General features: G+C 72.9%; 22 protein-coding genes and 1 tRNA gene. 11 read left to right on the top strand and 12 right to left on the bottom strand.

Annotation, left to right across the window (positions count from 1 at the left end; genetic code table 11):
* The first annotated feature begins 52 nt into the window (after window positions 1-52).
* The 3 genes from mshB to OG259_RS15040 all read left to right on the top strand — a co-directional run bounded on the left by mshB (window position 53) and on the right by OG259_RS15040 (window position 3,715).
* Window positions 53-943, top strand: coding sequence for an N-acetyl-1-D-myo-inositol-2-amino-2-deoxy-alpha-D-glucopyranoside deacetylase (gene mshB, locus OG259_RS15050; protein WP_328942731.1), 891 nt, complete (start codon window positions 53-55; stop codon window positions 941-943).
* On the top strand, window positions 940-1,347 hold the full coding sequence (locus OG259_RS15045; RefSeq protein WP_328942730.1) for a DUF6113 family protein: 408 nt from the start codon (window positions 940-942) through the stop codon (window positions 1,345-1,347). Before mshB ends, OG259_RS15045 begins: the two co-directional genes overlap by 4 nt.
* 175 nt (window positions 1,348-1,522) lie before the next feature.
* A complete protein-coding gene (locus OG259_RS15040) occupies window positions 1,523-3,715 on the top strand; it encodes a hypothetical protein (protein WP_328942729.1) in 2,193 nt (730 codons plus the stop codon).
* Window positions 3,716-3,814: 99 nt separating this feature from the next.
* Here OG259_RS15040 and OG259_RS15035 read toward each other — a convergent pair whose 3' ends face one another.
* Both OG259_RS15035 and OG259_RS15030 read right to left on the bottom strand, forming a co-directional pair.
* Window positions 3,815-4,039 (bottom strand): hypothetical protein, encoded by a 225-nt coding sequence (locus tag OG259_RS15035; RefSeq protein ID WP_328942728.1) that lies wholly within the window; start codon window positions 4,037-4,039, stop codon window positions 3,815-3,817.
* Window positions 4,040-4,174: 135 nt separating this feature from the next.
* The gene (locus tag OG259_RS15030; RefSeq protein ID WP_328942727.1) at window positions 4,175-4,540 is read right to left on the bottom strand and encodes a DUF1304 domain-containing protein; all 366 of its coding nucleotides are present in this window, start codon (window positions 4,538-4,540) and stop codon (window positions 4,175-4,177) included.
* A gap of 94 nt (window positions 4,541-4,634) precedes the next feature.
* On the opposite strand from OG259_RS15030, the gene OG259_RS15025 reads away from it, so the two are divergent.
* Together OG259_RS15025 and OG259_RS15020 are read left to right on the top strand one after the other, a co-directional pair.
* Window positions 4,635-4,709: transfer RNA gene (locus tag OG259_RS15025), tRNA-Val, on the top strand.
* Between the two features lie 25 nt (window positions 4,710-4,734).
* Window positions 4,735-5,214, top strand: coding sequence for a DUF1772 domain-containing protein (locus OG259_RS15020; RefSeq protein ID WP_328942726.1), 480 nt, complete (start codon window positions 4,735-4,737; stop codon window positions 5,212-5,214).
* Window positions 5,215-5,265: 51 nt separating this feature from the next.
* Here OG259_RS15020 and OG259_RS15015 read toward each other — a convergent pair whose 3' ends face one another.
* From OG259_RS15015 to OG259_RS15000, 4 genes are all read right to left on the bottom strand, one after another.
* Window positions 5,266-6,882 (bottom strand): serine/threonine-protein kinase, encoded by a 1,617-nt coding sequence (locus tag OG259_RS15015; RefSeq protein WP_328942725.1) that lies wholly within the window; start codon window positions 6,880-6,882, stop codon window positions 5,266-5,268.
* Window positions 6,879-8,492 carry a serine/threonine-protein kinase gene (locus OG259_RS15010; protein ID WP_328942724.1) on the bottom strand — a complete coding sequence of 538 codons (1,614 nt, stop codon included), beginning with the start codon at window positions 8,490-8,492 and terminating at the stop codon, window positions 6,879-6,881. Before OG259_RS15010 ends, OG259_RS15015 begins: the two co-directional genes overlap by 4 nt.
* A 207-nt stretch (window positions 8,493-8,699) precedes the next feature.
* A complete protein-coding gene (locus tag OG259_RS15005) occupies window positions 8,700-9,551 on the bottom strand; it encodes a transglutaminase-like domain-containing protein (RefSeq protein WP_328947092.1) in 852 nt (283 codons plus the stop codon).
* 223 nt (window positions 9,552-9,774) lie between these two features.
* Window positions 9,775-10,776 (bottom strand): GNAT family N-acetyltransferase, encoded by a 1,002-nt coding sequence (locus tag OG259_RS15000; RefSeq protein ID WP_328942723.1) that lies wholly within the window; start codon window positions 10,774-10,776, stop codon window positions 9,775-9,777.
* 112 nt (window positions 10,777-10,888) lie between these two features.
* Between OG259_RS15000 and fdxA the strand changes: the two genes are divergently transcribed.
* Together fdxA and OG259_RS14990 are read left to right on the top strand one after the other, a co-directional pair.
* Window positions 10,889-11,209, top strand: coding sequence for a ferredoxin (fdxA, locus tag OG259_RS14995; protein WP_015035968.1), 321 nt, complete (start codon window positions 10,889-10,891; stop codon window positions 11,207-11,209).
* Window positions 11,210-11,317: 108 nt separating this feature from the next.
* On the top strand, window positions 11,318-12,412 hold the full coding sequence (locus OG259_RS14990) for a bifunctional succinyldiaminopimelate transaminase/glutamate-prephenate aminotransferase (protein ID WP_328942722.1): 1,095 nt from the start codon (window positions 11,318-11,320) through the stop codon (window positions 12,410-12,412).
* A 75-nt stretch (window positions 12,413-12,487) separates the two neighbouring features.
* Here the strand turns inward: OG259_RS14990 and OG259_RS14985 are convergent, their stop codons facing one another.
* Together OG259_RS14985 and OG259_RS14980 are read right to left on the bottom strand one after the other, a co-directional pair.
* Window positions 12,488-12,949 carry an ATP-binding protein gene (locus OG259_RS14985; protein ID WP_328942721.1) on the bottom strand — a complete coding sequence of 154 codons (462 nt, stop codon included), beginning with the start codon at window positions 12,947-12,949 and terminating at the stop codon, window positions 12,488-12,490.
* Window positions 12,950-13,398: 449 nt separating this feature from the next.
* Entirely contained in the window at window positions 13,399-14,346 is a 948-nt protein-coding gene (locus tag OG259_RS14980) for a hypothetical protein (RefSeq protein WP_328942720.1), read from the bottom strand.
* Between the two features lie 29 nt (window positions 14,347-14,375).
* Between OG259_RS14980 and dapE the strand changes: the two genes are divergently transcribed.
* Together dapE and OG259_RS14970 are read left to right on the top strand one after the other, a co-directional pair.
* On the top strand, window positions 14,376-15,470 hold the full coding sequence (gene dapE, locus OG259_RS14975; RefSeq protein ID WP_328942719.1) for a succinyl-diaminopimelate desuccinylase: 1,095 nt from the start codon (window positions 14,376-14,378) through the stop codon (window positions 15,468-15,470).
* Window positions 15,471-15,577: 107 nt separating this feature from the next.
* Entirely contained in the window at window positions 15,578-16,327 is a 750-nt protein-coding gene (locus OG259_RS14970) for a TIGR00730 family Rossman fold protein (RefSeq protein ID WP_328942718.1), read from the top strand.
* Window positions 16,328-16,393: 66 nt separating this feature from the next.
* On the opposite strand, the gene folP is transcribed toward OG259_RS14970, so the two are convergent.
* The gene (gene folP / locus OG259_RS14965) at window positions 16,394-17,254 is read right to left on the bottom strand and encodes a dihydropteroate synthase (RefSeq protein WP_328942717.1); all 861 of its coding nucleotides are present in this window, start codon (window positions 17,252-17,254) and stop codon (window positions 16,394-16,396) included.
* 103 nt (window positions 17,255-17,357) lie between these two features.
* Here folP and OG259_RS14960 point away from each other — a divergent pair, with 103 nt between their 5' ends.
* The gene (locus tag OG259_RS14960) at window positions 17,358-17,684 is read left to right on the top strand and encodes a hypothetical protein (protein ID WP_266896267.1); all 327 of its coding nucleotides are present in this window, start codon (window positions 17,358-17,360) and stop codon (window positions 17,682-17,684) included.
* Window positions 17,681-18,268: a DNA-3-methyladenine glycosylase I gene (locus OG259_RS14955; protein ID WP_328942716.1), complete on the top strand. Its 588-nt coding sequence runs from the start codon at window positions 17,681-17,683 to the stop codon at window positions 18,266-18,268. The genes OG259_RS14960 and OG259_RS14955 overlap by 4 nt, the downstream gene beginning before the upstream one ends.
* Before the next feature lie 25 nt (window positions 18,269-18,293).
* Here OG259_RS14955 and OG259_RS14950 read toward each other — a convergent pair whose 3' ends face one another.
* The 3 genes from OG259_RS14950 to OG259_RS14940 form a co-directional block, all read right to left on the bottom strand.
* On the bottom strand, window positions 18,294-19,544 hold the full coding sequence (locus OG259_RS14950) for an FG-GAP-like repeat-containing protein (RefSeq protein ID WP_328942715.1): 1,251 nt from the start codon (window positions 19,542-19,544) through the stop codon (window positions 18,294-18,296).
* 19 nt (window positions 19,545-19,563) lie between these two features.
* Window positions 19,564-20,814: an FG-GAP-like repeat-containing protein gene (locus tag OG259_RS14945; protein ID WP_328942714.1), complete on the bottom strand. Its 1,251-nt coding sequence runs from the start codon at window positions 20,812-20,814 to the stop codon at window positions 19,564-19,566.
* Between the two features lie 84 nt (window positions 20,815-20,898).
* On the bottom strand, window positions 20,899-21,702 hold the full coding sequence (locus tag OG259_RS14940) for an enoyl-CoA hydratase/isomerase family protein (protein ID WP_266896271.1): 804 nt from the start codon (window positions 21,700-21,702) through the stop codon (window positions 20,899-20,901).
* Window positions 21,703-21,973 lie beyond the last annotated feature (271 nt).

Below are 21,973 nucleotides of genomic sequence, written 5' to 3'. Positions count from 1 at the left end.
CGAGAGGTCACGGTCCGGTCGCTCCCGTGCCCCGACCTCGTAGGGTGGGGACATGTCCGATCTCCCCGCCCGCCGTCTGCTGCTCGTGCACGCGCACCCGGACGACGAGTCGATCAACAACGGCGCCACCATGGCCAGGTACGCGGCCGAGGGCGCCCTCGTCACCCTCGTCACCTGCACGCTCGGCGAGGAGGGCGAGGTCATCCCGCCCGGGCTCGCCCATCTGGCCCCCGACCGGGAGGACCGGCTCGGTCCCCACCGCGTCGGCGAACTCGCCGCCGCGATGACCGAGCTGGGCGTCACCGACCACCGCTTCCTCGGTGGCCCGGGCCGCTTCCGCGACTCCGGAATGATGGGCGCCGAGCAGAACAAGCGCGACAACGCCTTCTGGAACACCGACGTCGACACCGCCGCCCCGTACCTCGTCGAGGTCATCAGGGAGACCCGCCCGCAGGTCCTCGTCACCTACGACCCCGACGGCGGCTACGGCCACCCGGACCACATCCAGGCCCACCGGGTCGCCACGCGCGCCGCCGAACTGGCCGCCGACCCCGCCTACCGCCCCGATCTGGGACCGGCCCACACGATCGCGAAGACCTACTGGAACCGGGTCCCGCGCACGGTCGCCGAGGCCGGATTCGCCCGGCTGCGCGCCGAGGGCTCCGCCTTCCCGGCCGTCGCCGCGATCGACGACGTCCCCGGCGTCGTCGACGACGACCGGATCACCGCCGAGATCGACGCGGGCCCCGAGCACACGGCCCGCAAGAGCGCGGCGATGGCCGCGCACGTCACCCAAGTCGCGGTCGACGGTCCGTTCTTCGCCCTCTCCAACGACCTGGGCCAGCCGATCTTCACCACGGAGTACTACGAGTTGGTGCGGGGCGTCCCGGGCGCCCCCGCGGGCACCCGGGAGACGGACCTCTTCGCCGGGGTGACCGCATGAGTCCCAAGCCGCCCGCGAAGCCCACCGCACCGACCGCGCCCGCCGCGTCCACCGTCTCCCGCAACGCCCGAATCGCCTGGTACGCGGGCCTGGCCGTCCTCGGCGTGCTCGTAGGGACGGCCGGCGCCCTCGTCCAAGCCGCCTGGCTCCCCCTCGGCCTGATCCTCGCGCTCCTGGCGACCGCGGGCCTCTTCTACGGAGGAATGCGGGCGACGGGCACCCAGGTCGGCGTGGCCGTCGGCGGAGTCGGCTGGCTGGTCGCCGTCATCCTGCTCAGCCTCGGACGCCCCGAGGGTGACGGGGTGTTCGGCGGAGGCGTCGGCGAGCTGCTGTACCTTTTCGGCGGAATGGCGATCGCTGTGATGTGCACCACGCTGTCCCGGCTGTCGCGACCGACCCCGTGAACAGGACGACTTGACTCCGGGGACGCCCTGACTTCGGCCGGATTGCCCGTCGTCCGTCCCCCGGGGATCAGGTACGAGACGGCGGCGGCCAGTATGGTGGTGCGCGCCGCCGAACCGCCCGGGTTACACGAGCATCAGCAAGAGCGGGCGGTGGAGCCAACCGGGAGATCCTGCTTTGAGTCGTGAAACTGGTCGAGAGACTGACAGTTCGTCCTCCGGCGCCCAGGGGCGCGGTGGAGCCGCGTACCCCTCGGGTACACCGCCGTACGGATCCCGCCAGTATCCGTCGCTCCACCCCTCGCAGGACGGGCCGGAGGAGAGTTCCGCCGCGCCCGCACTGCCGGAGGAGCCCAAGACCGAGACGACGCTGACGACCCGGATCCGGATCAACATCCCGGGTTCGCGTCCGATCCCGCCGGTCGTGGTCCGCACCACGGTCAACAACGAGACGCCCGCGCCGCCGCCGGAGCCCGCGCCGGAGCCCGCTCCCGCCGCGGAGCCGGAGCCGGAGCCGGTCGCGGCCCCCGAGCCGCCGCAGGCCGAGGAGACGCCGAAGGCGAAGGAGACGAGCGACTGGTTCGCGCCCCGCAAGGCGGCGCCCCAGAGCCCGGCCCCCGCGCCCGCGCTGCCCCCGGCACCCACCCCGACCCCGAAGCCCGCTCCGGCCGCCGCCGGACCGGACGACCGGGGCACGGGCTTCGCTGGCTCCGCGACGTCCGGCGTCCCGACGGTCGGCAACACCCCGTCGAGCCGCCCGGTCACCCCGGGCAGGCCCACCGCGGGCAACCCGCTGTACGAGAGCGGCACGCCTGCGGGCGGCACACCGATGTACACGGGCACGCCTGCGGGTGGCACGCCGATGTACACCGGTACGCCCGCGAACGGGACGCCGATGTACGACGGCACGCCTGCCGGCGGTTCGCCGATGTACGACGGCACGCCCGCCGCCGGAACCCCGATGTACACCGGGACGCCGGCCGGCGGCACGCCCGCGTACCGCGGCCCGGCCGCGCCGACCGGTCCCACGACGGGCCCGGTCACCGGCACTGCCTCCCTGGGCGGCCCGCGTACGGACCCGTTCCAGGGCCGGGGCGGACGAGGCGGCCAGGGCGGCCCCGGCCAGGGCGCGGGCTCCCCGTTCCCCGGCGGAGGCCCCGGCGGAGCCCCCCGCATGTCCGACGACACCGCGATCCTCACCCCGCAGGCACCCGCGCCCACCCCCGGGCGGGGCGGACCCGGCGGACAGGGCAAGCCGGCCGACGGCAGCGGCCACGTCTCCGGGGACACGCTCACCAGCGGCATCCCCGTCGTCCCGCCGAAGGCGGCCCGCCCGAACCTCACCCCGCGCATCGAGGAGCAGACGGCCCCGGCCCCCGCGCCGCGCCCCGCCCCGGCTCCCAACCGTGCCGCCCCGGCGAAGAAGGGCCGCTCCAAGCTGGTCCTCGTCGCCGTCGGAGTCGTCGGCATCGCCGGCGTCGCGTACGGCGCCGGGCTGCTCCTCAACCACTCCGACGTCCCGAAGGGGACCACCGTCCTCGGCGTGGACATCGGCGGCGGTACGAAGGAGGAGGCCGTCAACAAGCTGGACGCGGCTCTCGGCAAGCGCGCCGGGACCCCGCTGCAGCTCGGCATCGGCGGCAAGAAGGTCCAGCTGGCCCCGGACAAGGCGGGCCTGGCGCTCGACAGCCAGGAGACCGTCCGCGCCGCCGCGGGCAGCGACTACAACCCGGTGTCGGTCATCGGCTCCCTCTTCGGCGGCGAGCGGGTCGCCAAGCCGGTCTTCCCGGTCGACGAGGAGAAGCTCGCCGTCACCCTGACCGACCTGGCCGGCACGTCCGCGTCGGCGACCGAGGCCACGATCCTGTTCGCCCCGAACAAGGTGACGCCCGTCGAGGGCAAGCCCGGCAAGGGCCTCGACGTCCAGCGCTCGATGATCTCCGTCCGGGACGCCTTCCGCGCCCAGGTGGAGACCGGCCAGATCAAGCTGGTCGAGCTGCCGGTGACGAACCGCCAGCCGAGCGTCGGCAAGGCCGAGGTGGACCGGGCGATGAAGGAGTTCGCGACGCCCGCGATGTCCGACCGCATCACCATCAGGGCGGGCGGCAGGGAGATCCAGTTCGGCCCGGCGCGGTCGCTGCCGCAGATCCTCTCCATGAAGGCCGTCGACGGCCGCCTGGTCGAGGTCTACGACACGAAGGCGATCGAGCGGCTCCTCGACGGCGCCTTCACCGGCGTCATGATCACCGAGACCGACGGCAGCAAGCACGAGGTCTCCGCCGACGACGTGGCCTCCGTGATGCGCGAGGCGCTGCTCGGCAAGACCAAGGCCGAACGCACCAAGACGATCGACCTGAACGCCAAGGGCTGACGGGCCCGAGCGGCAACGCGATCCGAGCCCCCGCCCGACACGCGTCGGCCGGGGGCTCGGCGCGTGGAACGGGCGGGGCGGGTGCCGGGGGCGGGGCGGTCACCACTCGCCTCCGTATCGTTTCTGCCTGGCGTGCAGCCAGGCCTGGATCTCCCTGGTCTCGGTGGGGGAGGCGGTGCGGAGGTCGTCCGCGCGGATCGTCGCCACGAAGTGCGTGAACCGCACCCGTCGGTGGGCGCCGTCCACGGAGATGACCTTGCCGGGACCGTAGACATCGGTGCCCGTATGGGCGACGAAGGCGCCGGGGCCGTGAGGGGTGTGCATCGCGAGCCTTTCACTCTGTGTGTTGTTCAGGTCACACAGGGGCGTGGCTCACGTTAGTCGCGACGGGGAAGCGCGCGCGACGACGCGACCGGCACGCGGTGCCGGTCATGCCGCCCGGCCCTGGCGGAGAGCCGTTCAGTAATGGGCGACGAGGACGGCGGAGAGTGCGAGGGCGCCGGGCAGGGCCTGGGCGAAGAGGATGCGGCGGTTGGCGGTGGCGGCGCCGTAGAGGCCGGCGATGACGACACAGGACAGGAAGAAGACCCGGACGTCGAAGGAGGTCGGTTCGTCGGCGATCAGACCCCACACGAGCCCGGCGGCGAGAAAGCCGTTGTAGAGCCCTTGGTTGGCGGCCATGGCGGCGGTCTCGCGCGCCATCCCGGCGTCGAACCCGGAGAAGCGACGACCGGTCTCCTTCTCCCACAGGAACATCTCCATCACCAGGATGTAGGCGTGCAACAGGGCGACGAGGGCGACGAGGATGTCTGCGGTCATCGGCATGGCCGCATTCTGCCGCCGGGGAGCCGCGGGTTGGTGCGCGTCGCCGAAATCCCCTCGTGTCTCCGCCCCTTCACCCTTTAAGATCACCCCAAGGGCGGGGTCGTAGCACAGAGGTAATGCGCCGCGATGACATCTCGGAGGACGCCGGTTCGAATCCGGCCGCCCCGCCCCCCTACACCTCGGAGGCGGCGCCCGTGCGGGTACGGATGGCCCAGGGCGTGGCGCTGCTCTCCACCGGGCTGCTCACCGGAGCGTTCGGATACGGCGCGGCCAACCTCGTTCCGACCTTCCGTGCCGTGCCCCTCGACATGCGGCTGGACTTCCACACCCGGCTGATGACGATGAACGGCATCACCATGCAGACGGCGATGGCGCTGTCGATTCTCAGCTCCCTGACACTGGCCGCCCTCACCCGGGGCCGCGCGCGGCTGGTGGCCGGCGTCGCGGGGCTGCTGGCTCTGGCGTCCTTCCTGATCACCCGGTTCGGCAACGTGCCGATCAACGGCAGGATCAAGCAGTGGGCCGCCACCTCCGCCCCGGCCGACCACGCGGAGATCCTGCACCGCTGGGAGCTCTTCAACCTCGCGCGCACGTTCACGGCCCTCGTCGCCTTCGTCCTGCTGATCGCCCTCGTCGTGAACGGGCCTCGCGCGGGCGACGCCGGTCGTCCGTAACCGGCCCCGCCGCCGCCCCTGCCCCGTCGCTCCGCCCCGCCCGCGCCCTCCTCAGGACGCGCTCGGCATCGCCGCCACCGCAGCCTCCGCGATCTTCTTCGCCTCCTGCTCGCAGGTCTCCGCCGGGTGGCGCTCGCCGCCCAGGGACACGAACACCACCAGGTTTCCCTTGCGGACGTACAGCGTGCACGTCGTCTGAGCGTCGCTCGGGCCGTCCCAGAAGGCCTCGTCCGCGAAGGCGAGGCCGGTTTCCGGGCGTTCGCCCTCCGCGTCCTCGGCGAAGTCCTGCTCCTGGCGGCGCGTGCCGTTCTCGTCCGTGCCCGCGCTGCGGCGCAGGTCCCAGCGGACCATCGCGTGCGCGTAGAAGTTCCAGCCGTCGGACTGCGGCTCGTCCTTGTCGTTCCAGGAGCAGCTGGTCTCGGCTCTGTCCGAGTAGTCGGAGTAGCTGTCCTGGTCCGGTCGTCGTTCTCCCGGTACCGGGAGTTCCGCGGCCGTCTCCGAGCAGATCGGCATCGTGACGTACAGGTCCGGCGGCCCGGAGCCCAGCCCGCCGTCCGCCTGGTACCACCACGCTCCGGCGCCGAGCACGGCCAGGGCGACCCCGGCGGCGACGAACCGGCCGGTCCGGCGGGGGCGAGGGGGCGGGGCAGCGGCCGGCTCGGTGACCCCCACCGCCATCCGCGTGGCCACGGCCGTCGGGCCCGCGCCGCCGCCCGGCGGCAGGACCACCGTCCGCTCGTGGTCACCCACCTCCCCGCCGGCGATCAGTCGGTCGATGCCCCGCTGCTGTTCCGCGATCGCCGCGTGCACCGCCGGCGGCCACTGCCGCACCACCGGCGCCGCCGCGCCCAGCGCCGCGAGGAGCTGAGCCGGGGTCGGGCGGGCCGCCGGGTCCTTGGCCAGGCACCACGTCACCACAGCGCGCAGTTCGGGCGGCACGGAGGCGAGATCCGGCTCGGTGTGGACGACGTTGTAGAGGGCCAGGAAGGTCGACGGTCCGGCGAAGGGGCTCGCCCCGGTCGAGGCCAGGGCCAGGACCGAGCCGAGCGAGAACACGTCGCTCGCCGGGGTGAGTTCCTTCCCCTCGGCCTGCTCGGGCGACATGAACGCCGGCGAGCCGACGACCAGCCCCGTCCCCGTCAGCTCGGTGAGGTGCCCGGCTCCCGCGCCCGCCCCCGCCTCGGCCGCCCTCGCGATCCCGAAGTCGATGACCCGGGCCCCGTCCTCCGCGAGCAGCACGTTCTCGGGCTTCAGGTCGCGGTGGATCAGCCCGCCCCGGTGGATCTCCTCCAGCGCCGTCGCCAGCTGCACGGCGAGCCGTCGTACCGTCTCGACGGGCAGCGTGCCGGACCGTTCCACCGCCGCGCCGAGCGACGGCCCGGCGACGAAGACGGAGGCGAGCCAGGGCGTGGCGGCCTCGGTGTCGGCGTCCATGACGGCCGCCGTGCACGCGCCGGACACCTTCCGCGAGGCCTCCACCTCGCGCCGGAACCGGGCGCGGAAGCCCTCGTCGGCGGCGAGCCGCGCGTGCACCTGCTTCACGGCGGCGAGCCGCCCGTCCGGCGCGGCGCCGAGGAAGACGCGCCCCATGCCGCCGCGGCCGAGTTCGGCGAGCAGCCGGTACGGGCCGGCCGCGCGCGGATCGGAGGGTCCCAGGGGTCGGGTCACCGGGCCGCCCCCGTCTTCGCGGCCGTCTTCGACGCCGTCACCGCGACGGCCTGCTGCGCGGCGGCCTCGGTGAGCGCCTCACACGTGCCCACGGGATAGTGGGGGCCCTTCACCAGGGCGAAGAGGTCGAGGTTGACGTCCCGGGCGTACAGCACGCAGCGGTTGCCGTCGGGCTTGTACCAGAGCGCCTCCTCCACGTAGCCGAGGGTGAAGACGCGTTCGGTGGAGCCACGGTTGTAGAACTCCTCGTGCCTCTCCTTCGCCGTCTCGGCGCCGGTGGGACCGCCCGCCTTCCCCCGGAAGAGGTCCCAGACGACGACGATCTGGTCGCCGGACCGGGTGCTCCAGGTGCACTGGTTCGACATCTTGCCGTCGGAGGCGGTCGTGGGCGGCCCGCCGTCCTTGACCGGCGTCGGGGTGAACCCGTCCGGCACCTTGAACGTCGCGGTCATGTCCCGGCAGCTCGGGAGCGTGCCCGTGTACTTGTCGGCGACCTGGCTCAGCGGCACGTTCCCCGGCGTCGGTACGGGTTCCGGCACGATCGAGTAGTACACCTCCGCCGCCCAGCCCGTCGCGGCGAACACCGCCCCGGTGACGGAGAGGACCCCGGCGGTCACGGCGGCGGCGATCCACCGGCGACGGCGCCGGGGCATGGGCACGGGTGCGGGTGCGGAAGAGCCGGCGGAGGAGTCCGGCGGAGCGGCCGGGAGCGGGTCCGGCGGAATCGTGCTCACCAAGCGCTCGATCTCCGCCGCCTGGTCGGCGATCCGCCGCTGTACGCCCTCCGGCCAGGGCCGCCGCAGCGGGGCCACCGGGCCGATCAGGGCGAGCAGGTCCTGCGGCGAGGGGCGCAGGCCGGGTTCCTTGGCGAGGCAGGCCTCGACGATCCCGCGCAGGCCCGGCGGGACTCCGTCGAGGACAGGGTCGGTGTGGGCGATGCTGTGCATGAGCGCCGGGACCGAACCGCCGTTGAACGGTGTGCTTCCGGTACAGGCCACGACCAGGGTGGCGCCGAGCGCGAACACGTCGGCGGCGGGGGTCGGGGCCTCGCCCCGGACCTGCTCGGGTGCCATGAACGCGGGGGAGCCGATGAGCGCGCCCGTGTGGGTCAGCTTGGTCACCTGGTCGGCGGCGCGTGCGATGCCGAAGTCGATGACGCGGACGCCGTCGTCGGTGAGCAGCACGTTCGACGGCTTGAGGTCGCGGTGGACGAGCCCGGCCCGGTGGATGTCGGCGAGGGCCTGCGCGAGACCGGCGCCAAGGCGCCGTACGGCCTCCTCGGGCAGGACGCCCGTCGCCGCCACCGCCTCGCTCAGCGAGGGCCCCGGCAGGAACAGCGAGGCCAGCCAGGGCGTCTCCGCGTCCGGATCGGCCTCGACGACCGGTGCCGTGTAGGCGCCGGACACCCGGCGTGAGGCGTCGACCTCCCGCCGGAACCGCGACCGGAACCCGGCGTCGTCGGCCAGATCGGCGTGCACCTGCTTGACGGCGACGAGCTGCCCGTTGGCCGCCATCCCGAGCAGGACCCGGCCCATCCCGCCCTGCCCGAGCACCGCGACCGTACGGAACGGCCCCACCTGCGACGGGTCGTTCGGCCCCCATGGCTGCATGCTGTCGTCACCCTCCCCCGAGAACGCCAGGGGAGTCTAAGGGGTATGCGGGGGAGGCGACTTGGGCGGTCTCCCCGCAGCCATCGGGCCCCGCGCCGGCCGGCTGCTCGGACTACATCTGCACCGGCAGCGCACTGCCCCGGGAGGGGAACACCATCGAGGCCTGAGTCGACGATCGGGCACCGAGGGGAGACCGGGTGGCGTGGCTCAGTTCAGCCGCGCCCGCGCCGCCTGGGCGCGGCGGCGGATCGTCGTCGCCGAGTCCGGGTCGACCGCGTCCATGATCTGCGCGTACGCCTCCATCTCCGTCGCCCCCGTCAGGAACGCCCCGCGCTGGACGAGCAGCTCGGCGCGTTCGTAGCGGAGTCTCGCCGGGTGCGAGGGGAGCAGCAGGGAGAGTTCCACCGCCCACAGGGCGACGTCGGAGCGTTCCGGGCGGGGGGCCGCCCAGGCGCGGATGTTGTTGAGGACCCGCAGCACGATGGCGCCGGGCTCGGCGGGCCGGAGCATCGAGCGGTCGAGTGCCTCGCCCGTCGCGCTCGTGACCAGGAGCTCCGCGTCGGTGCCGGTCATGGCGCGGCCGCCCGCGAAGGGGTCGGCGAGGTCGAGGTCGGCCGGGTCGCCGAAGCCGACGACGAAGTGGCCGGGCAGCCCGAGCCCGTACACGGGGGCCCCGGCCCGCCGTGCGACCTCCATCCAGACGACGGAGAGGAGGATCGGCAGGCCCCGGCGGCGCCGGAGCACCTCGTGAAGGAGCGAGGACTCCAGGCGCTGGTAGTCGGCGGGCACGCCCTCGAAGCCCTGGTGACGGCCGAGGAGCTCGGCGAGCGCGGTGGCCCAGTCGCCGGTGATCCGGGTGGCGTACGGGACGAGCCCGGCGAGGCGGTCGAGTTCGATCTCGGCCTCGTCCATGGCGTGCCGGGTGACGGTGGGGTCGGCCACCGCTCCGATCAGCAGGCAGAGCCGGGCGAGGTCGGGCCGCTCCGACCGCGCCTCCTCGGCGAACTCGCGGCGCCAGTCGGGCGGGCTGGCCGCCTCGAAGGAGCCCCCTGGCCCGATGCCCCCGGGCCCGTCCCCCTCCGGCCCGTCGCCTTCCCGATCGTCCGGCCTCCGATCGTCCGGCCTCCGACCGGCCGGTCGGCCCTCCGGCTCGTCCTCCGGCCGGTCCTTCGAGCCGTCTCCCGGCCTGTGTCCCGGTCCGTCTCCAGGTCCGTCTTCCGACCCGTGCCCCGGTCCGTCTCCCGGTCCGTCCGGTGGTGGTACGTCCTCCGTCACGCCTTCGTCACGCCTCCGCCCATCGGTAGTGGTGGTAGTGGTGATGCGGCGCGAAGCCCATCCCGTCGTACAGCGCCCGCGCGCCGTCGTTGTCCGCCTCCACCTGGAGCCAGGCCGCCGACGCGCCCTCGTCGAGGGCCTGCCGGGCGAGCGCGGTCATGACGGACGTCGCGAGGCCGCGGCGCCGCTGCTCCGGGTCGACCTCGACGGCCATGAAGCCGGCCCAGCGTCCGTCGACGACGCACCGCCCGATCGCCGCCGGTACCTCTCCCGTGCCCGCCACGGACGCGAACCACACACTCGGCCCGGACGTGAGCACCGACCGTACCGCCGGGCTCGGCTCGCCGAAGCGCTGGTAGCGGCGCAGCCACGTCTCGTCGACGGTCCGGGAGAGGCGTACGGCGGAGACGTCCGCGTCCAGGTCGCCGATCGGGGCGAGCGCCGCGATCCGCACCTCGGCGGAGACCTCGCGCCGCCAGCCGTGCCGGTCCAGGGCCGCGCAGAGCAGCTCCTGGGTGCCCTCGGCCCCGGTGGCGGTCTGCACGTACGCGGGAAGCTTCCTGGCCTCGTACCACGCGCGTACGTGCGTCAGGGCGTCGGCGATCGGCAGCCCCGGATCGCCGAGCGGGAGCACGGAGTTGGCGCGGCGGGTGAATCCGTCGGAGGCCCGCAGGGTCCACTCGCCGAGCGTCTCGCTCTCGACCGGCTGCCACGCGCGCGCGGTGGCCCGGGCCAGCTCGGGGAAGGTGGCGGAGGGGCCGCGCCGGCGGGCCGGGGCGGGCGGGACGACCTTCCCCGCGACCAGCGTGGATTCCGCGATCCGGACGCTCTCGCCGCTCTTTCGTGTGATCAGCAGCACAGAGTTGTCCCATGATGTGAGAACTCCGACCGCGTCGGTGAACCTGCCCCCCGCTGCGGGCGACTCCGTCACGTACCGAACGGAGACACGTTTTCCCACGTCAGCGCCGGTAATTCGGACCTCAAGGCGCCCTCCGCCGGTGAATTCCACAGCTTCTCCGCCCCTCCTGTTCGGATCGCCCCCAAGAACGGAGATACTAGGTGCGGGCATCGACGACGCCGCGCTCCCGCGCAGACCAGCCCTATCGAGGAGGAACGACAGCGTGACCTACGTCATCGCGCAGCCTTGTGTCGACGTGAAGGACAAGGCGTGCATCGAGGAGTGCCCCGTCGACTGCATCTACGAGGGCAAGCGGTCCTTGTACATCCACCCGGACGAATGCGTCGACTGCGGGGCCTGTGAGCCGGTCTGCCCGGTGGAGGCGATCTTCTACGAGGACGACACCCCGGAGGAGTGGAAGGACTACTACAAGGCGAACGTCGAGTTCTTCGACGAGCTCGGTTCGCCCGGTGGTGCCTCCAAGCTCGGCGAGATCGAGCGTGACCACCCCTTCATCGCCGCCCTGCCGCCGCAGAACGGCTGATCGACCGCATCTGGTCGTATCCGGTCCCGTACGGCGTCGGCCGCCGTGCGGGACCGAGGCGTTTCCCGACGCCTCCCCCGCGTACGTACAGGAAGTGAGAGCCAACCCGTGAGCGCAGTCTCTTCGCGCCTGCCCGTCTTCCCCTGGGACAAGCTGGAGCCGTACAAGAAGACGGCCATGGCGCACCCGGACGGGATCGTGGACCTCTCGGTCGGCACGCCCGTCGACCCGGTCCCCGCGCTGATCCAGGAGGCCCTGGTCGCGGCGGCGGACTCGCCGGGCTATCCCACGGTGTGGGGCACGAAGGAGCTGCGGGACGCGCTCACCGGCTGGTGCGGGCGGCGCCTGGGCGCGGTGGACTTCGCCCACGAGAACGTGCTGCCGGTGGTGGGCTCCAAGGAGCTGGTGGCGTGGCTGCCGACGCAGCTGGGTCTCGGCGCGGGCGACACGGTCGCGTACCCGCGCCTCGCGTACCCGACGTACGAGGTCGGCGCGCGGCTCTGCGGCGCGACGCCCGTCGTCTACGACGACCCGACGGAGCTCGACCCGGCCGGGCTCAAGCTGCTCTGGCTCAACTCCCCGTCCAACCCGACCGGCAAGGTCCTCTCCAAGGACGAGCTGACCCGGATCGTGGCCTGGGCGCGCGAGCACGGCGTCCTCGTCTTCTCCGACGAGTGCTACCTGGAGCTGGGCTGGGAGGCCGACCCGGTCTCCGTCCTGCACCCGGACGTCTGCGGCGGTTCGTACGAGGGCATCGTCGCCGTCCACTCGCTGTCCAAGCGCTCCAACCTGGCCGGCTACCGGGCCGCGTTCATCGCGGGCGACGCGGCCGTGCTCGGTGAGCTGCTCCAGATCCGCAAGCACGGCGGCATGATGACCGCGGCGCCGGTGCAGGCGGCGACGGTCGCGGCGCTCGGCGACGACGCGCACGTGGCCGAGCAGCGGGAGCGGTACGCGGCCCGCCGGGCGGCGCTGCGGGCGGCCCTGGAGGCGCACGGCTTCCGGATCGAGCACAGCGAGGCGAGCCTGTACCTGTGGGCGACCCGGGACGAGCCGTGCTGGGAGACCGTGGCCTACCTGGCGCAGAAGGGCGTCCTGGTCGCGCCGGGCGACTTCTACGGCGAGGCGGGGGAGCGGTTCGTGCGGGTCGCGTTCACGGCGACGGACGAGCGCGTCGACGCGGCGGTCAAGCGGCTCGGCTGACCGTCCACGACATGCGGAAGGGCCCGGGGAGCGGATGCTCCCCGGGCCCTTCCGCATGAGGGTTTCCCGGTCGGGTCAGCCGCCGAGCGGCAGACCGCCGAGCGTCTGGCCGGTCGGCAGGCCGCCGAGGCCGCCGCCCAGGGCGCCGCCGGTCGGGCCCTCCGCGCTCTCCGCGGCGGCGCCGGCCGTCTTGCCGACGACCTCGCCCGCGCTGCCGGCGGTGTCCCCGGCGACCTTCTGGGCGGCCGGGGTGGCGGTCTTGCCCGCCGCGCCGAGGCTCTTGCCGGCGGCGGGGACGGCCGTGCCGACGGCCTGGCTGCCGGTGGCGCCGACGACGCCGGTGGCCGTCTGCGAGGCGCTGTCGACGGCGGTGCCCGCACCGGCGGCGTCCAGGGCGGTGAGGCCGCCGAGGTTGCCGGTCGGCGCGATGCTGTGGTCCAGGGCGCTCGCGGAGCCGGCCGCACCGACCACGGGGGCTGCTCCGGCCGCGATGATGAGGGCGGCGCGGGCGATCCGACGGGTCAGGGGGAGGGTCATGGTGCTCCTTCGACGAGGTGCGAGGTGGTGTTCGGACGCAGTGACAACCGGCCCTGGGGAGGGAGAGGTTGCGGCGGTCTAAGGTAAAGACTTGGTAATGCGTCGTATTGTCGGGTGGGGAGGAAAATGGACGAACGTGTCATTGCGCGGGCAGCTGCCGAACCGTCACTTCCCTTGCCCCGCAAGGGGATTGGGAGTGCGGGGCGCACTGCGGAAAAGGCGGCGCGGAAGGGTCGCGAATTTCTTGGGGCGGGGACCGGTGTCATGCCACGGGCGGGTGAATTGCCGTACGGGTGATCGGTCTGTGATCGGCCGGTGATCGGCAGTCGACCGACAGTCGATCGGTCGTCGGCCGGTAGTGGACCGGCGTCGATCGGTCGTCGGCCGGTAGTGGATCGGCGTCGATCGGTCGTCGACCGACTGCCGAACGGTCACAGGCTTCCGAACGGTTACTGAGCGAGTCGCATGCGGACGCTTCCGGCGCCCGCGGCAGCCGCCCCCGAGACCTTCGACCAGCCACCGCCGGCCTCGCCCGCGCGCCACACCCGGTCCCCGTACGCGACCTCCGTGATGCGCAGCGTGTCCGCCCGCGCCACGGCCCACTGCGCCAGCTCCCAGCCGCGCCGCTCGGCCGGCCCGGCGCCCGTCGCCGTCCCCGACCCGCCGGTCGCCCGCACCGGCACCACGAGCACCGGCGGCTCGGCCGCCGACCGGCCCGCGCTCGGGCCGCCCGTCACCGCCTTCGGCGCCGCCTTCTCGCCGAAGGCGCGCACCAGCTCCGCGCGGACCTGCTCGGGATCGCCCGGCCGGCCCTCGGCGTCGCTCGACGTACAGGAGAGGGCGGCCGGAGAGCGGCCCGTCAGTGCGGCCGAGAGGAGCGTGGCGTCCGGCTCGTGCTTCGCGTACGCCTGCGGGAAACCGCTCTTCTGCACCTTCTGCGCCGCCACCGTCAGCGGCAGCCGCGAATACCCGCGGACCTTCTCCAGGCCTTCGTAGAACTTCCCCGACGAGTACACCGGGTCCATGATCTGCGCCGGCGTGCCCCAGCCCATCGAGGGCCGCTGCTGGAAGAGGCCGAGCGAGTCCCGGTCGCCGTGCTGGATGTTCCGCAGCGCCGACTCCTGGAGCGCCGTCGCGAGCGCGATGGTCACCGCCCGCTCCGGCAGGCCCCGGGTGGTGCCTACGGCGGAGATCGTCGCGGCGTTCGACGCCTGCTCAGGAGTGAATTCGTACCGGTTGTCCCCGGTACCCACAGTGCACCGGGGCGTGCCCGTACTCCCCGTCATCTGGTGGAAGGCCACGTACGAGGCGAGGCCGAGGAGCGCGGCGAAGGCGGCCGCGGAACGGGCGAGGCGGCCGCGACGGGCGGGGCGGGTGGGCTCGGACACGGGGCCCACCGTACTGGAGGCCGCGTTAGGGTCGGCACATGGCTGACATCACCCCGCTCGACACGCCCCTCGACCTGTCCCAGGACGGGGCCGCGCTCACCGCCGCCCTCGTCGACTTCCCGTCCGTCAGCGGGACCGAGCAGCCGCTCGCGGACGCCATCGAGCAGGCCCTGCGCGCCCTGCCGCACCTCACCGTCGACCGGTTCGGCAACAACGTCGTCGCCCGCACCCGGCTCGGCCGCGGCGAGCGGGTCGTCCTCGCCGGCCACATCGACACCGTGCCGATCGCCGACAACGTGCCCTCGCGGCTCGACGAGGACGGCATCCTGTGGGGCTGCGGCACCTCCGACATGAAGTCCGGGGTCGCGGTCCAGCTGCGGATCGCCGCCACCGTCCCCGAGCCCAACCGCGACCTCACCTTCGTCTTCTACGACAACGAGGAGGTCGCCGCCCACCTCAACGGCCTCGGGAAGATCGCCGACGCGCACCCCGACTGGCTGGAGGGCGACTTCGCCGTCCTCCTGGAGCCCTCCGACGCCCAGGTCGAGGGCGGCTGCCAGGGCACGCTGCGCGTGATCCTGCACACCGCGGGCGAGCGGGCCCACTCCGCGCGTTCCTGGATGGGCTCCAACGCCATCCACACCGCCTCGCCGATCCTCGCCCGCCTCGCCGCGTACGAGCCGCGCAAGCCGGTCATCGACGGCCTGGAGTACCACGAGGGCCTCAACGCCGTCGCGATCCAGGGCGGCGTCGCCACCAACGTCATCCCCGACGCGTGCACGGTCACGGTCAACTACCGGTACGCCCCCGACCGCTCCCCGGCCGAGGCCCTGGCGTACGTCCGGGAGTTCTTCGCCGACTGCGACATCGCCGAGTTCGTGATCGACGACGAGAGCCCCGGCGCCCTGCCCGGCCTCTCCCACCCGGCGGCGGAGGCCTTCATGAAGGCCGTCGGCGGCAGCGCCCAGCCCAAGTTCGGCTGGACCGACGTGGCCCGCTTCAGCGCCCTCGGGGTGCCCGCGGTCAACTACGGCCCCGGCGACCCCATCTACGCGCACAAGCGGGACGAGCACGTCCCCGTCGACCGGATCCACCACTGTGAGGCCCGGCTCCGCGACTGGCTGACCGCCTGACCGCCCGACTTCCCTCGTCCCGACTCCCGTAATTTCGCATTTCGTCACCTCTGTGGTCCTACGCTGACCGGACCAGAAGATCGTTGGATCGACGGAGGGAGCAGGCCATGGGTATCCCTGAAGGGGAGACGAAGCCGGAGGAGCAGCGGCTCGGGCCGGTGCTCAGGCGCAGGGACCAGGTCCAGCCGGGCACCACGGACCAGCGGCTGCTCGACACCGAGGGCGACTCGGAATGGGTGCACACCGACCCCTGGCGCGTCATGCGCATCCAGTCCGAGTTCGTCGAGGGCTTCGGCGCCCTCGCCGAACTGCCGAGCGCGATCAGCGTCTTCGGCTCGGCCCGCACGAAGCCGGACTCGCCCGAGTACGAGGCGGGCGTACGGATCGGCAAGGCGCTCGTCGAGGCCGGCTTCGCGGTCATCACGGGCGGCGGCCCCGGCGCCATGGAGGCGGCCAACAAGGGGGCCCGGGAGGCCAAGGGCGTCTCGGTCGGCCTCGGGATCGAGCTCCCCTTCGAGCAGGGGCTCAACCAGCACGTCGACATCGGCGTGAACTTCCGCTACTTCTTCGTCCGCAAGACGATGTTCGTGAAGTACGCGCAGGGCTTCGTCGTCCTGCCCGGCGGTCTCGGCACCCTCGACGAGCTCTTCGAGGCGCTGACCCTGGTCCAGACCCGCAAGGTCACCCGCTTCCCGATCGTCCTCTTCGGCACGGAGTACTGGAAGGGCCTCGTGGAGTGGCTCCGCGACTCGGTCGTCGCCGGAGGCAAGGCCTCGGAGCGCGACCTGCTCCTCTTCCACGTCACGGACGACGTGGAGGAAGCGGTGGCACTCGTCACGAAGGAGACGGGCAAGTAGAGGCCCACGGGGCGGGGCGGCGACGGTCTTCCGTCCCTGCCCCGCCCCCTTCGCGTGCCCGCCCGGCTACGCCAGCCCGCGCCGCGCGACGGCCGGTGCCCGGTGCCCGGCGATGGACGCCACCATGTCGAGCACCTGTCGCGTCTCGGCGACCTCGTGCACCCGGTACACCTGGGCGCCCAGCCAGGCGGAGACGGCGGTGGTCGCCAGGGTCCCGAGGACCCGCTCCTTCACCGGCCGGTCCAGGGTCTCCCCGACGAAGTCCTTGTTGGAGAGGGAAACCAGCACCGGCCACCCCGTCTCCGCCATCTCGCCGAGCCGCCGCGTCGCCTCCAGACTGTGCCGGGTGTTCTTCCCGAAGTCGTGGCCCGGGTCGATCATGATCGCGTCCCGGCGCACCCCGAGCGCGACCGCCCGCTCCGCGAGCCCCACGGTCACCCGCAGGATGTCGGCCATCACGTCCTCGTACTCGACCCGGTGCGGCCGGGTCCGCGGCTCGGCGCCACCCGAGTGCGTGCACACGAGCCCCGCGCCGTACTTCGCGGCGACCTCGGCGAGGCCGGGGTCGACCCCGCCCCACGCGTCGTTCAGGACGTCCGCGCCGGCCTCGCAGACCGCCTCGCCGACATCCGCCCGCCAGGTGTCCACGCTGATGACGACATCGGGGTGGCGCCTGCGGACCTCGGCGACGAAACCGACCGTGCGCCGCGCCTCCTCCTCGGCCGTCACCTCCTCGCCGGGGCCCGCCTTCACCCCGCCGATGTCGATGATCGCCGCCCCTTCGGCCACGGCCTGCTCGACCCGGGTGAGCGCGGGCTCGTCCTTGAAGGTCGCGCCCTGGTCGTAGAAGGAGTCCGGGGTCCGGTTCACGATCGCCATGATCACCGGCTCGTGCGGCCCGAATTCACGCCGTCCCAAGCGCAGCATCCCTTTTGTCCTCCCTCGTGTCCGTTCGCCTGCGACCCTAGCTGTCGGTGGCGCATGGCACGATCGGCACGGGACGTTTTCCACTCCGGGGAGAGGCACGCAGGTGTTCTGGTTTCTGCTCATCACGATGGTCGTGGTCGTGGCCGCGGTGACCCTGGCGGTGGTCGGCGGCGGCGACAGCGAGGTGCTGCCCGACGTGGCGCCCGAGCAGCTCGTCGACCCCCTCCCGGAGGCCCGGCCGGTCGACCGCGCCGACGTCGAGGCGCTCCGGCTCCCCGTCGCGGTCCGCGGCTACCGGATGGCGGACGTGGACGACGTCCTGGTCCGCCTCGGCGCCGAACTCGCCGAGCGGGACGCGCGGATCGCCGAGCTGGAGGACGCGCTCGCGGGAGCGGCCGCCGCCGGTGACGAAGAGGACGGCCGGGCATGACGGCCGGCGGGGCGGTCCCGGGCCCGGACGGGCGGCTGCGCTGCCCCTGGGGCCTGTCGGCCGAGGACTACGTGGCGTACCACGACGAGGAGTGGGGCCGCCCGGTCCACGGCGACGACGCGCTGTTCGAGCGGCTCTGCCTGGAGGCGTTCCAGTCGGGCCTGTCGTGGATCACGATCCTGCGCCGCCGTGAGGGCTTCCGGAGCGCGTTCGACGGCTTCCGCATCGCCTCCGTGGCCGGTTTCGGCGAGGCCGACCGCGAGCGGCTCCTCGTGGACGAGGGCATCATCCGCAACCGCGCGAAGATCGACGCCACCCTCGCCAACGCGAAACTGCTCGCCGACTGGTCCCCGGGCGAACTCGACGCCCTGATCTGGTCGTACGCCCCCGATCCGGCGGGCCGCCCCGTCCCGCGTACGGTCGCGGACGTCCCGGCGGTCACCGACGAGTCCACGGCCCTCTCCAAGGCCCTCAAGAAGCGCGGCCTCCGCTTCATCGGCCCCACCACGGCCTATGCGTTGATGCAGGCGTGCGGGCTGGTCGACGACCATGTGAAGGGCTGCGTGGCCCGGGGCGGCAAGTAGCCCCCGGGCCACTGATCCGTCCGGATCAGAAGGTGTGGACGGAGGGGGCGGTGGTGTCGTACCCCGTCTCGAACGTCGGGGCGCCGAGACCGCCGGCGCCGTCGTTCTCGTACACGTACAGCGACGAACCCTCGATCGTCCGCATGATGTCGCCGAGGCCGTCGCCGGTCACATCGCCGGTGGCGAGGAGCGGGGTGCCCGACGGCCAGGCGTACGGCAGCCTGATGCGGGCGCCGAAGGCGCCCCGGCCGTTGCCCGGGTAGAGCCAGAGGGCGCGGGAGCCGTCGCGGGCGACCAGGTCCGACCTGCCGTCCCGGTTCATGTCGCCGGGGGCCGCGAGCGCGTTCATGACGCCCCAGCCGCCGCCGACCTTCGTACGGGAGCCGAACCGGCCGCGGCCGTTGCCGGGGTAGGTCCAGAGGACACCGGCGGTGTCCCGGGCGACGAGGTCCCGGCGGCCGTCACCGGTGATGTCGCCGACCGCCTCGATCTCCTTCATGGCGTTCCAGCCGCCGCCGATACGGAGGCGGGGCTTGAACCAGCCCTTGCCGTTGCCGGGGTAGAACCACAGCACACCGGCTCGGTCGCGGGCGTAGACGTCCTCGTTGCCGTCGCCGTCGTGGTCGCCGTGGCGGACGAGCGCGTTCATGGCGTTCCAGCCGCCGCCGACCAGGGCGCCCTTGGTCCTGCCCTCGGCGTCGCGTACGCCGTCGAGGAACCAGAGCCGACCGTCCCCGCCACGTTCGAGCAGGTCGGCGACGCCGTCGTTGTCGAGGTCACCGAAGCGGGACTGGGCCGGGAGGCCGTCGGGGCGGGGTGTGGTGGCGGTGTCCCAGTCGATCCACGCCTGACCGGTCTCGACCTCCCACTGGGTGCCCCCGACCCGGATCGAACTGATCGCGTTGTCGGCACCGTACGAGGAGCCCGGGCCGAGGTCGGCACCGGCGTACTGGTGGGGGCCGACGGTCAGCCGGCGCTCCCCCGAGTAGTCGGCGTCCAGGTAGACGATGGCCCACTTGTCGCTGCGGTTGAAGTAGGACGAGATCGCGTTGTTCCAGGTGCCCAGGGAGGGCTGGCTGGTCGACACGATCTTCATCTGGCCGCCGAAGCCGGGGTCCCGGAAGACGCAGAAGCTGCCTGCGGGGCAGCGGTACTCGTCGGCCGACGCGGTCGGCGCGGAGGTCAGCATCGTGGCCAGGGCGGCCGCGGTGGTCACGGCGGCGGCGAGCGCGCGCCGGATTCCGGAGGAGCGCGTCATGGCGCGTGGTCCGTTCATGAGGAGAGTCGTAGGCGGGTCAGAAGACGAAGGTGCCGGTGCGGAGCTGGCCGAAGGACAGCGGGGCGCGGAGACTCCCGTCGCCGGTGCCGGGGTAGACCAGCAGGTAGGTGTGGCCGTCCCAGCCGAAGGGGGCGCCCGAGACGTGTGCGACCAGGTCGGGCCGGCCGTCACCCGTGATGTCGCCGAGGCCCGCCAGTTCCTTGTGGGCGTTCCAGCCGCCGCTGCCGATGAGCTTGCGGGTACCGAACCAGCCGCGGCCGTTGCCCGGGTAGAGCCAGAGCCTGCCCGCCGTGTCGCGGGCGACCAGGTCGGCCTTCTTGTCGGAGTTCATGTCCCCGGCGCCGACGAGTTCGTCGATCGCCTTCCAGCCGCCCCCGACCTTCCTGCGGGCGTCGAACCAGCCCTTGCCGTTGCCCGGGTACGTCCAGAGGACTCCGGTGGCGTCGACGGCGAGCAGATCGCCCTTGCCGTCGCCCGTCAGGTCGCCGGTCGCGGTCAGCTCCCGCAGGGAGTTCCAGCCGCCGCCGATGAGGCGCCGGGGCTTGAAGGCGCCCTTGCCGTCGCCGGGGTAGAGCCAGAGGGAGCCGGCCCCGTCGCGGGCGTAGACGTCCTCGTCGCCGTCGCCGTCCTGGTCGCCGTGCCGGGTCAGCTTCGTCATGGCGTTCCAGCCGCCGCCCGCGAGCCGGCCGGTACTCGGACTGTGCGGGACCGAGCCGTGTACGGACCACAGCTGGCCGAACGGATTGCGGCCGAGTACGTCGGCGTACCCGTCGCGGTCGATGTCGCCGAAGGCGCCCGTCGCGGGCAGGGGCGTGGGCCGGGCCTCCAGGGCGTCGGAGAGGGTCGGGTAGCGGCTCTCCCACCCGCAGAAGTCGTCCGCCTCGGCGCCGATGTCGATGGAGCTCACCGTCTTGTCGAGCTCGGGGTTCTGGCTCTCGTCGAAGGAGGCCGCGTTGTAGAGCCAGACGGAGCCCTCGGGGTCGAGGCCGGGCTTCGGGTAGAAGCACACGGCGTGCGCGTCCCACTGGTTGTTGACGAAGGACCGGATGCGGTTGTCCCAGGCCCCCAGCGACATCATCGGTGCCTTGACGATGAGCATGTCGCCCTGGAACAGCGGCTGGCTGAAGACGCAGACGGCGCCCTCCGGACAGCGGTCGGCGCCGTCGGCCGCCCGCGCCGGCGAGGACAGGACGGCGGCGGACAGGCCCAGGGCCAGACCCGCCGTGAGCGCGCCGCGCAGAAGGCGCGCGGAAGGAGAAGGACGCACGGAACCCCCCAGGTATGTGCGTACGAATGGTGAGCGGATCCTATAGACACGCCCACCACTCGTACGAAGGGGTTCCGGGGCCCGTCAGCGGCCCAGGTACGTGGGCTTCTCCTTGGCGATGAAGGCGCGGACCGCGATCGTGTGGTCCTCGGAGGAGCCCGCCAGGCTCTGGAGTTCCTCCTCCTTGTCCAGCGCCTCGGCCAGCGAGTGGTCCGCGCCGTACGCGAGGGATTCCTTCAGGGCTGCGTACGCCACCGTCGGGCCCTCCGCGAGCTTGCGGGCCACCTTCTCGGCCTCGGCCGCGAGGTCGGCCGCCGGGACCAGGCGGTTCACGATGCCCAGTTCGTACGCCTCCTGGGCGGTGATCGAGCGGGGGAAGAGCAGCAGGTCGGACGCCCGGCTCGCGCCGATCAGCCGGGGCAGCGTCCAGGACACGCCCGAGTCGGCGGTCAGCGCGACCCCGGCGAACGAGGTGTTGAACGAGGCGGTGTCCGCGACCACCCGGTAGTCCGCCGCGAGCGCGAAGCCGAAGCCGGCGCCCGCCGCGACGCCGTTCACGCCCGCCACGACGGGCTTCCGCATGCCCGCGAGCGCCTTGGTGATCGGGTTGTAGTGGTCCCGGACCGTGTTCATGGTCTCTCGGGTGCCGTTCTCGTGGTCCGCCATGAGCAGACCCACGTGTTCCTTCAGGTCCTGGCCGACGCAGAACGCCCGCTCGCCGGCCGCCGTGAGCAGCACCGCACGTACGGCGGGGTCCGCCGCGGCGGTCTCGGCCGCGTCGCGGAGAGCGACTTTCGCCGCCACGTTCATGGCGTTCATGGCCTCGGGGCGGTTGAGCGTGATGGTGGCGAGCCCGTCGCTCACCTCGTACAGCACCGTGTCGGCCATCGGGTTCCCTTCGCGTCTTTGCGTGGTTGACCAGCACAGCATGGCGGACATCACCCGCCCCGCCCATGTGAGCTGCGTCAAAGATTTGAAGGCCTCGGCCGGACGCCGAGCGGCGAAGTATCGCAGGCCGATCGCCGAAATGTGGGGTTTTGAGAGAGCGCGTTGCGCAAGCGATGCCATTCGATGTTGGTCATCGGGTCCTGCCATGCGGGATAATGACCTGGAAGCAATGTGTTCGAAGCCGGTGACGCGTGCTCCAGGTCATGGAGCT

The sequence above is a fragment of the Streptomyces sp. NBC_00250 genome, from assembly GCF_036192275.1.
GTDB lineage: Bacteria > Actinomycetota > Actinomycetes > Streptomycetales > Streptomycetaceae > Streptomyces.
This window is presented reverse-complemented; position numbering and strand designations above follow the sequence as displayed.

Coding starts and splice junctions, on each gene's coding strand:
- OG259_RS14940 (WP_266896271.1), bottom strand. CDS start 21,702: ATGGCCGACACGGTGCTGTACGAGGTGAGCGACGGGCTCGCCACCATC.
- OG259_RS15035 (WP_328942728.1), bottom strand. CDS start 4,039: ATGCACACCCCTCACGGCCCCGGCGCCTTCGTCGCCCATACGGGCACC.
- OG259_RS15030 (WP_328942727.1), bottom strand. CDS start 4,540: ATGCCGATGACCGCAGACATCCTCGTCGCCCTCGTCGCCCTGTTGCAC.
- folP (WP_328942717.1), bottom strand. CDS start 17,254: ATGCTGCGCTTGGGACGGCGTGAATTCGGGCCGCACGAGCCGGTGATC.
- OG259_RS14970 (WP_328942718.1), top strand. CDS start 15,578: ATGGGTATCCCTGAAGGGGAGACGAAGCCGGAGGAGCAGCGGCTCGGG.
- OG259_RS14955 (WP_328942716.1), top strand. CDS start 17,681: ATGACGGCCGGCGGGGCGGTCCCGGGCCCGGACGGGCGGCTGCGCTGC.
- mshB (WP_328942731.1), top strand. CDS start 53: ATGTCCGATCTCCCCGCCCGCCGTCTGCTGCTCGTGCACGCGCACCCG.
- OG259_RS14950 (WP_328942715.1), bottom strand. CDS start 19,544: ATGAACGGACCACGCGCCATGACGCGCTCCTCCGGAATCCGGCGCGCG.
- dapE (WP_328942719.1), top strand. CDS start 14,376: ATGGCTGACATCACCCCGCTCGACACGCCCCTCGACCTGTCCCAGGAC.
- OG259_RS15045 (WP_328942730.1), top strand. CDS start 940: ATGAGTCCCAAGCCGCCCGCGAAGCCCACCGCACCGACCGCGCCCGCC.
- OG259_RS14985 (WP_328942721.1), bottom strand. CDS start 12,949: ATGACCCTCCCCCTGACCCGTCGGATCGCCCGCGCCGCCCTCATCATC.
- OG259_RS15010 (WP_328942724.1), bottom strand. CDS start 8,492: ATGCAGCCATGGGGGCCGAACGACCCGTCGCAGGTGGGGCCGTTCCGT.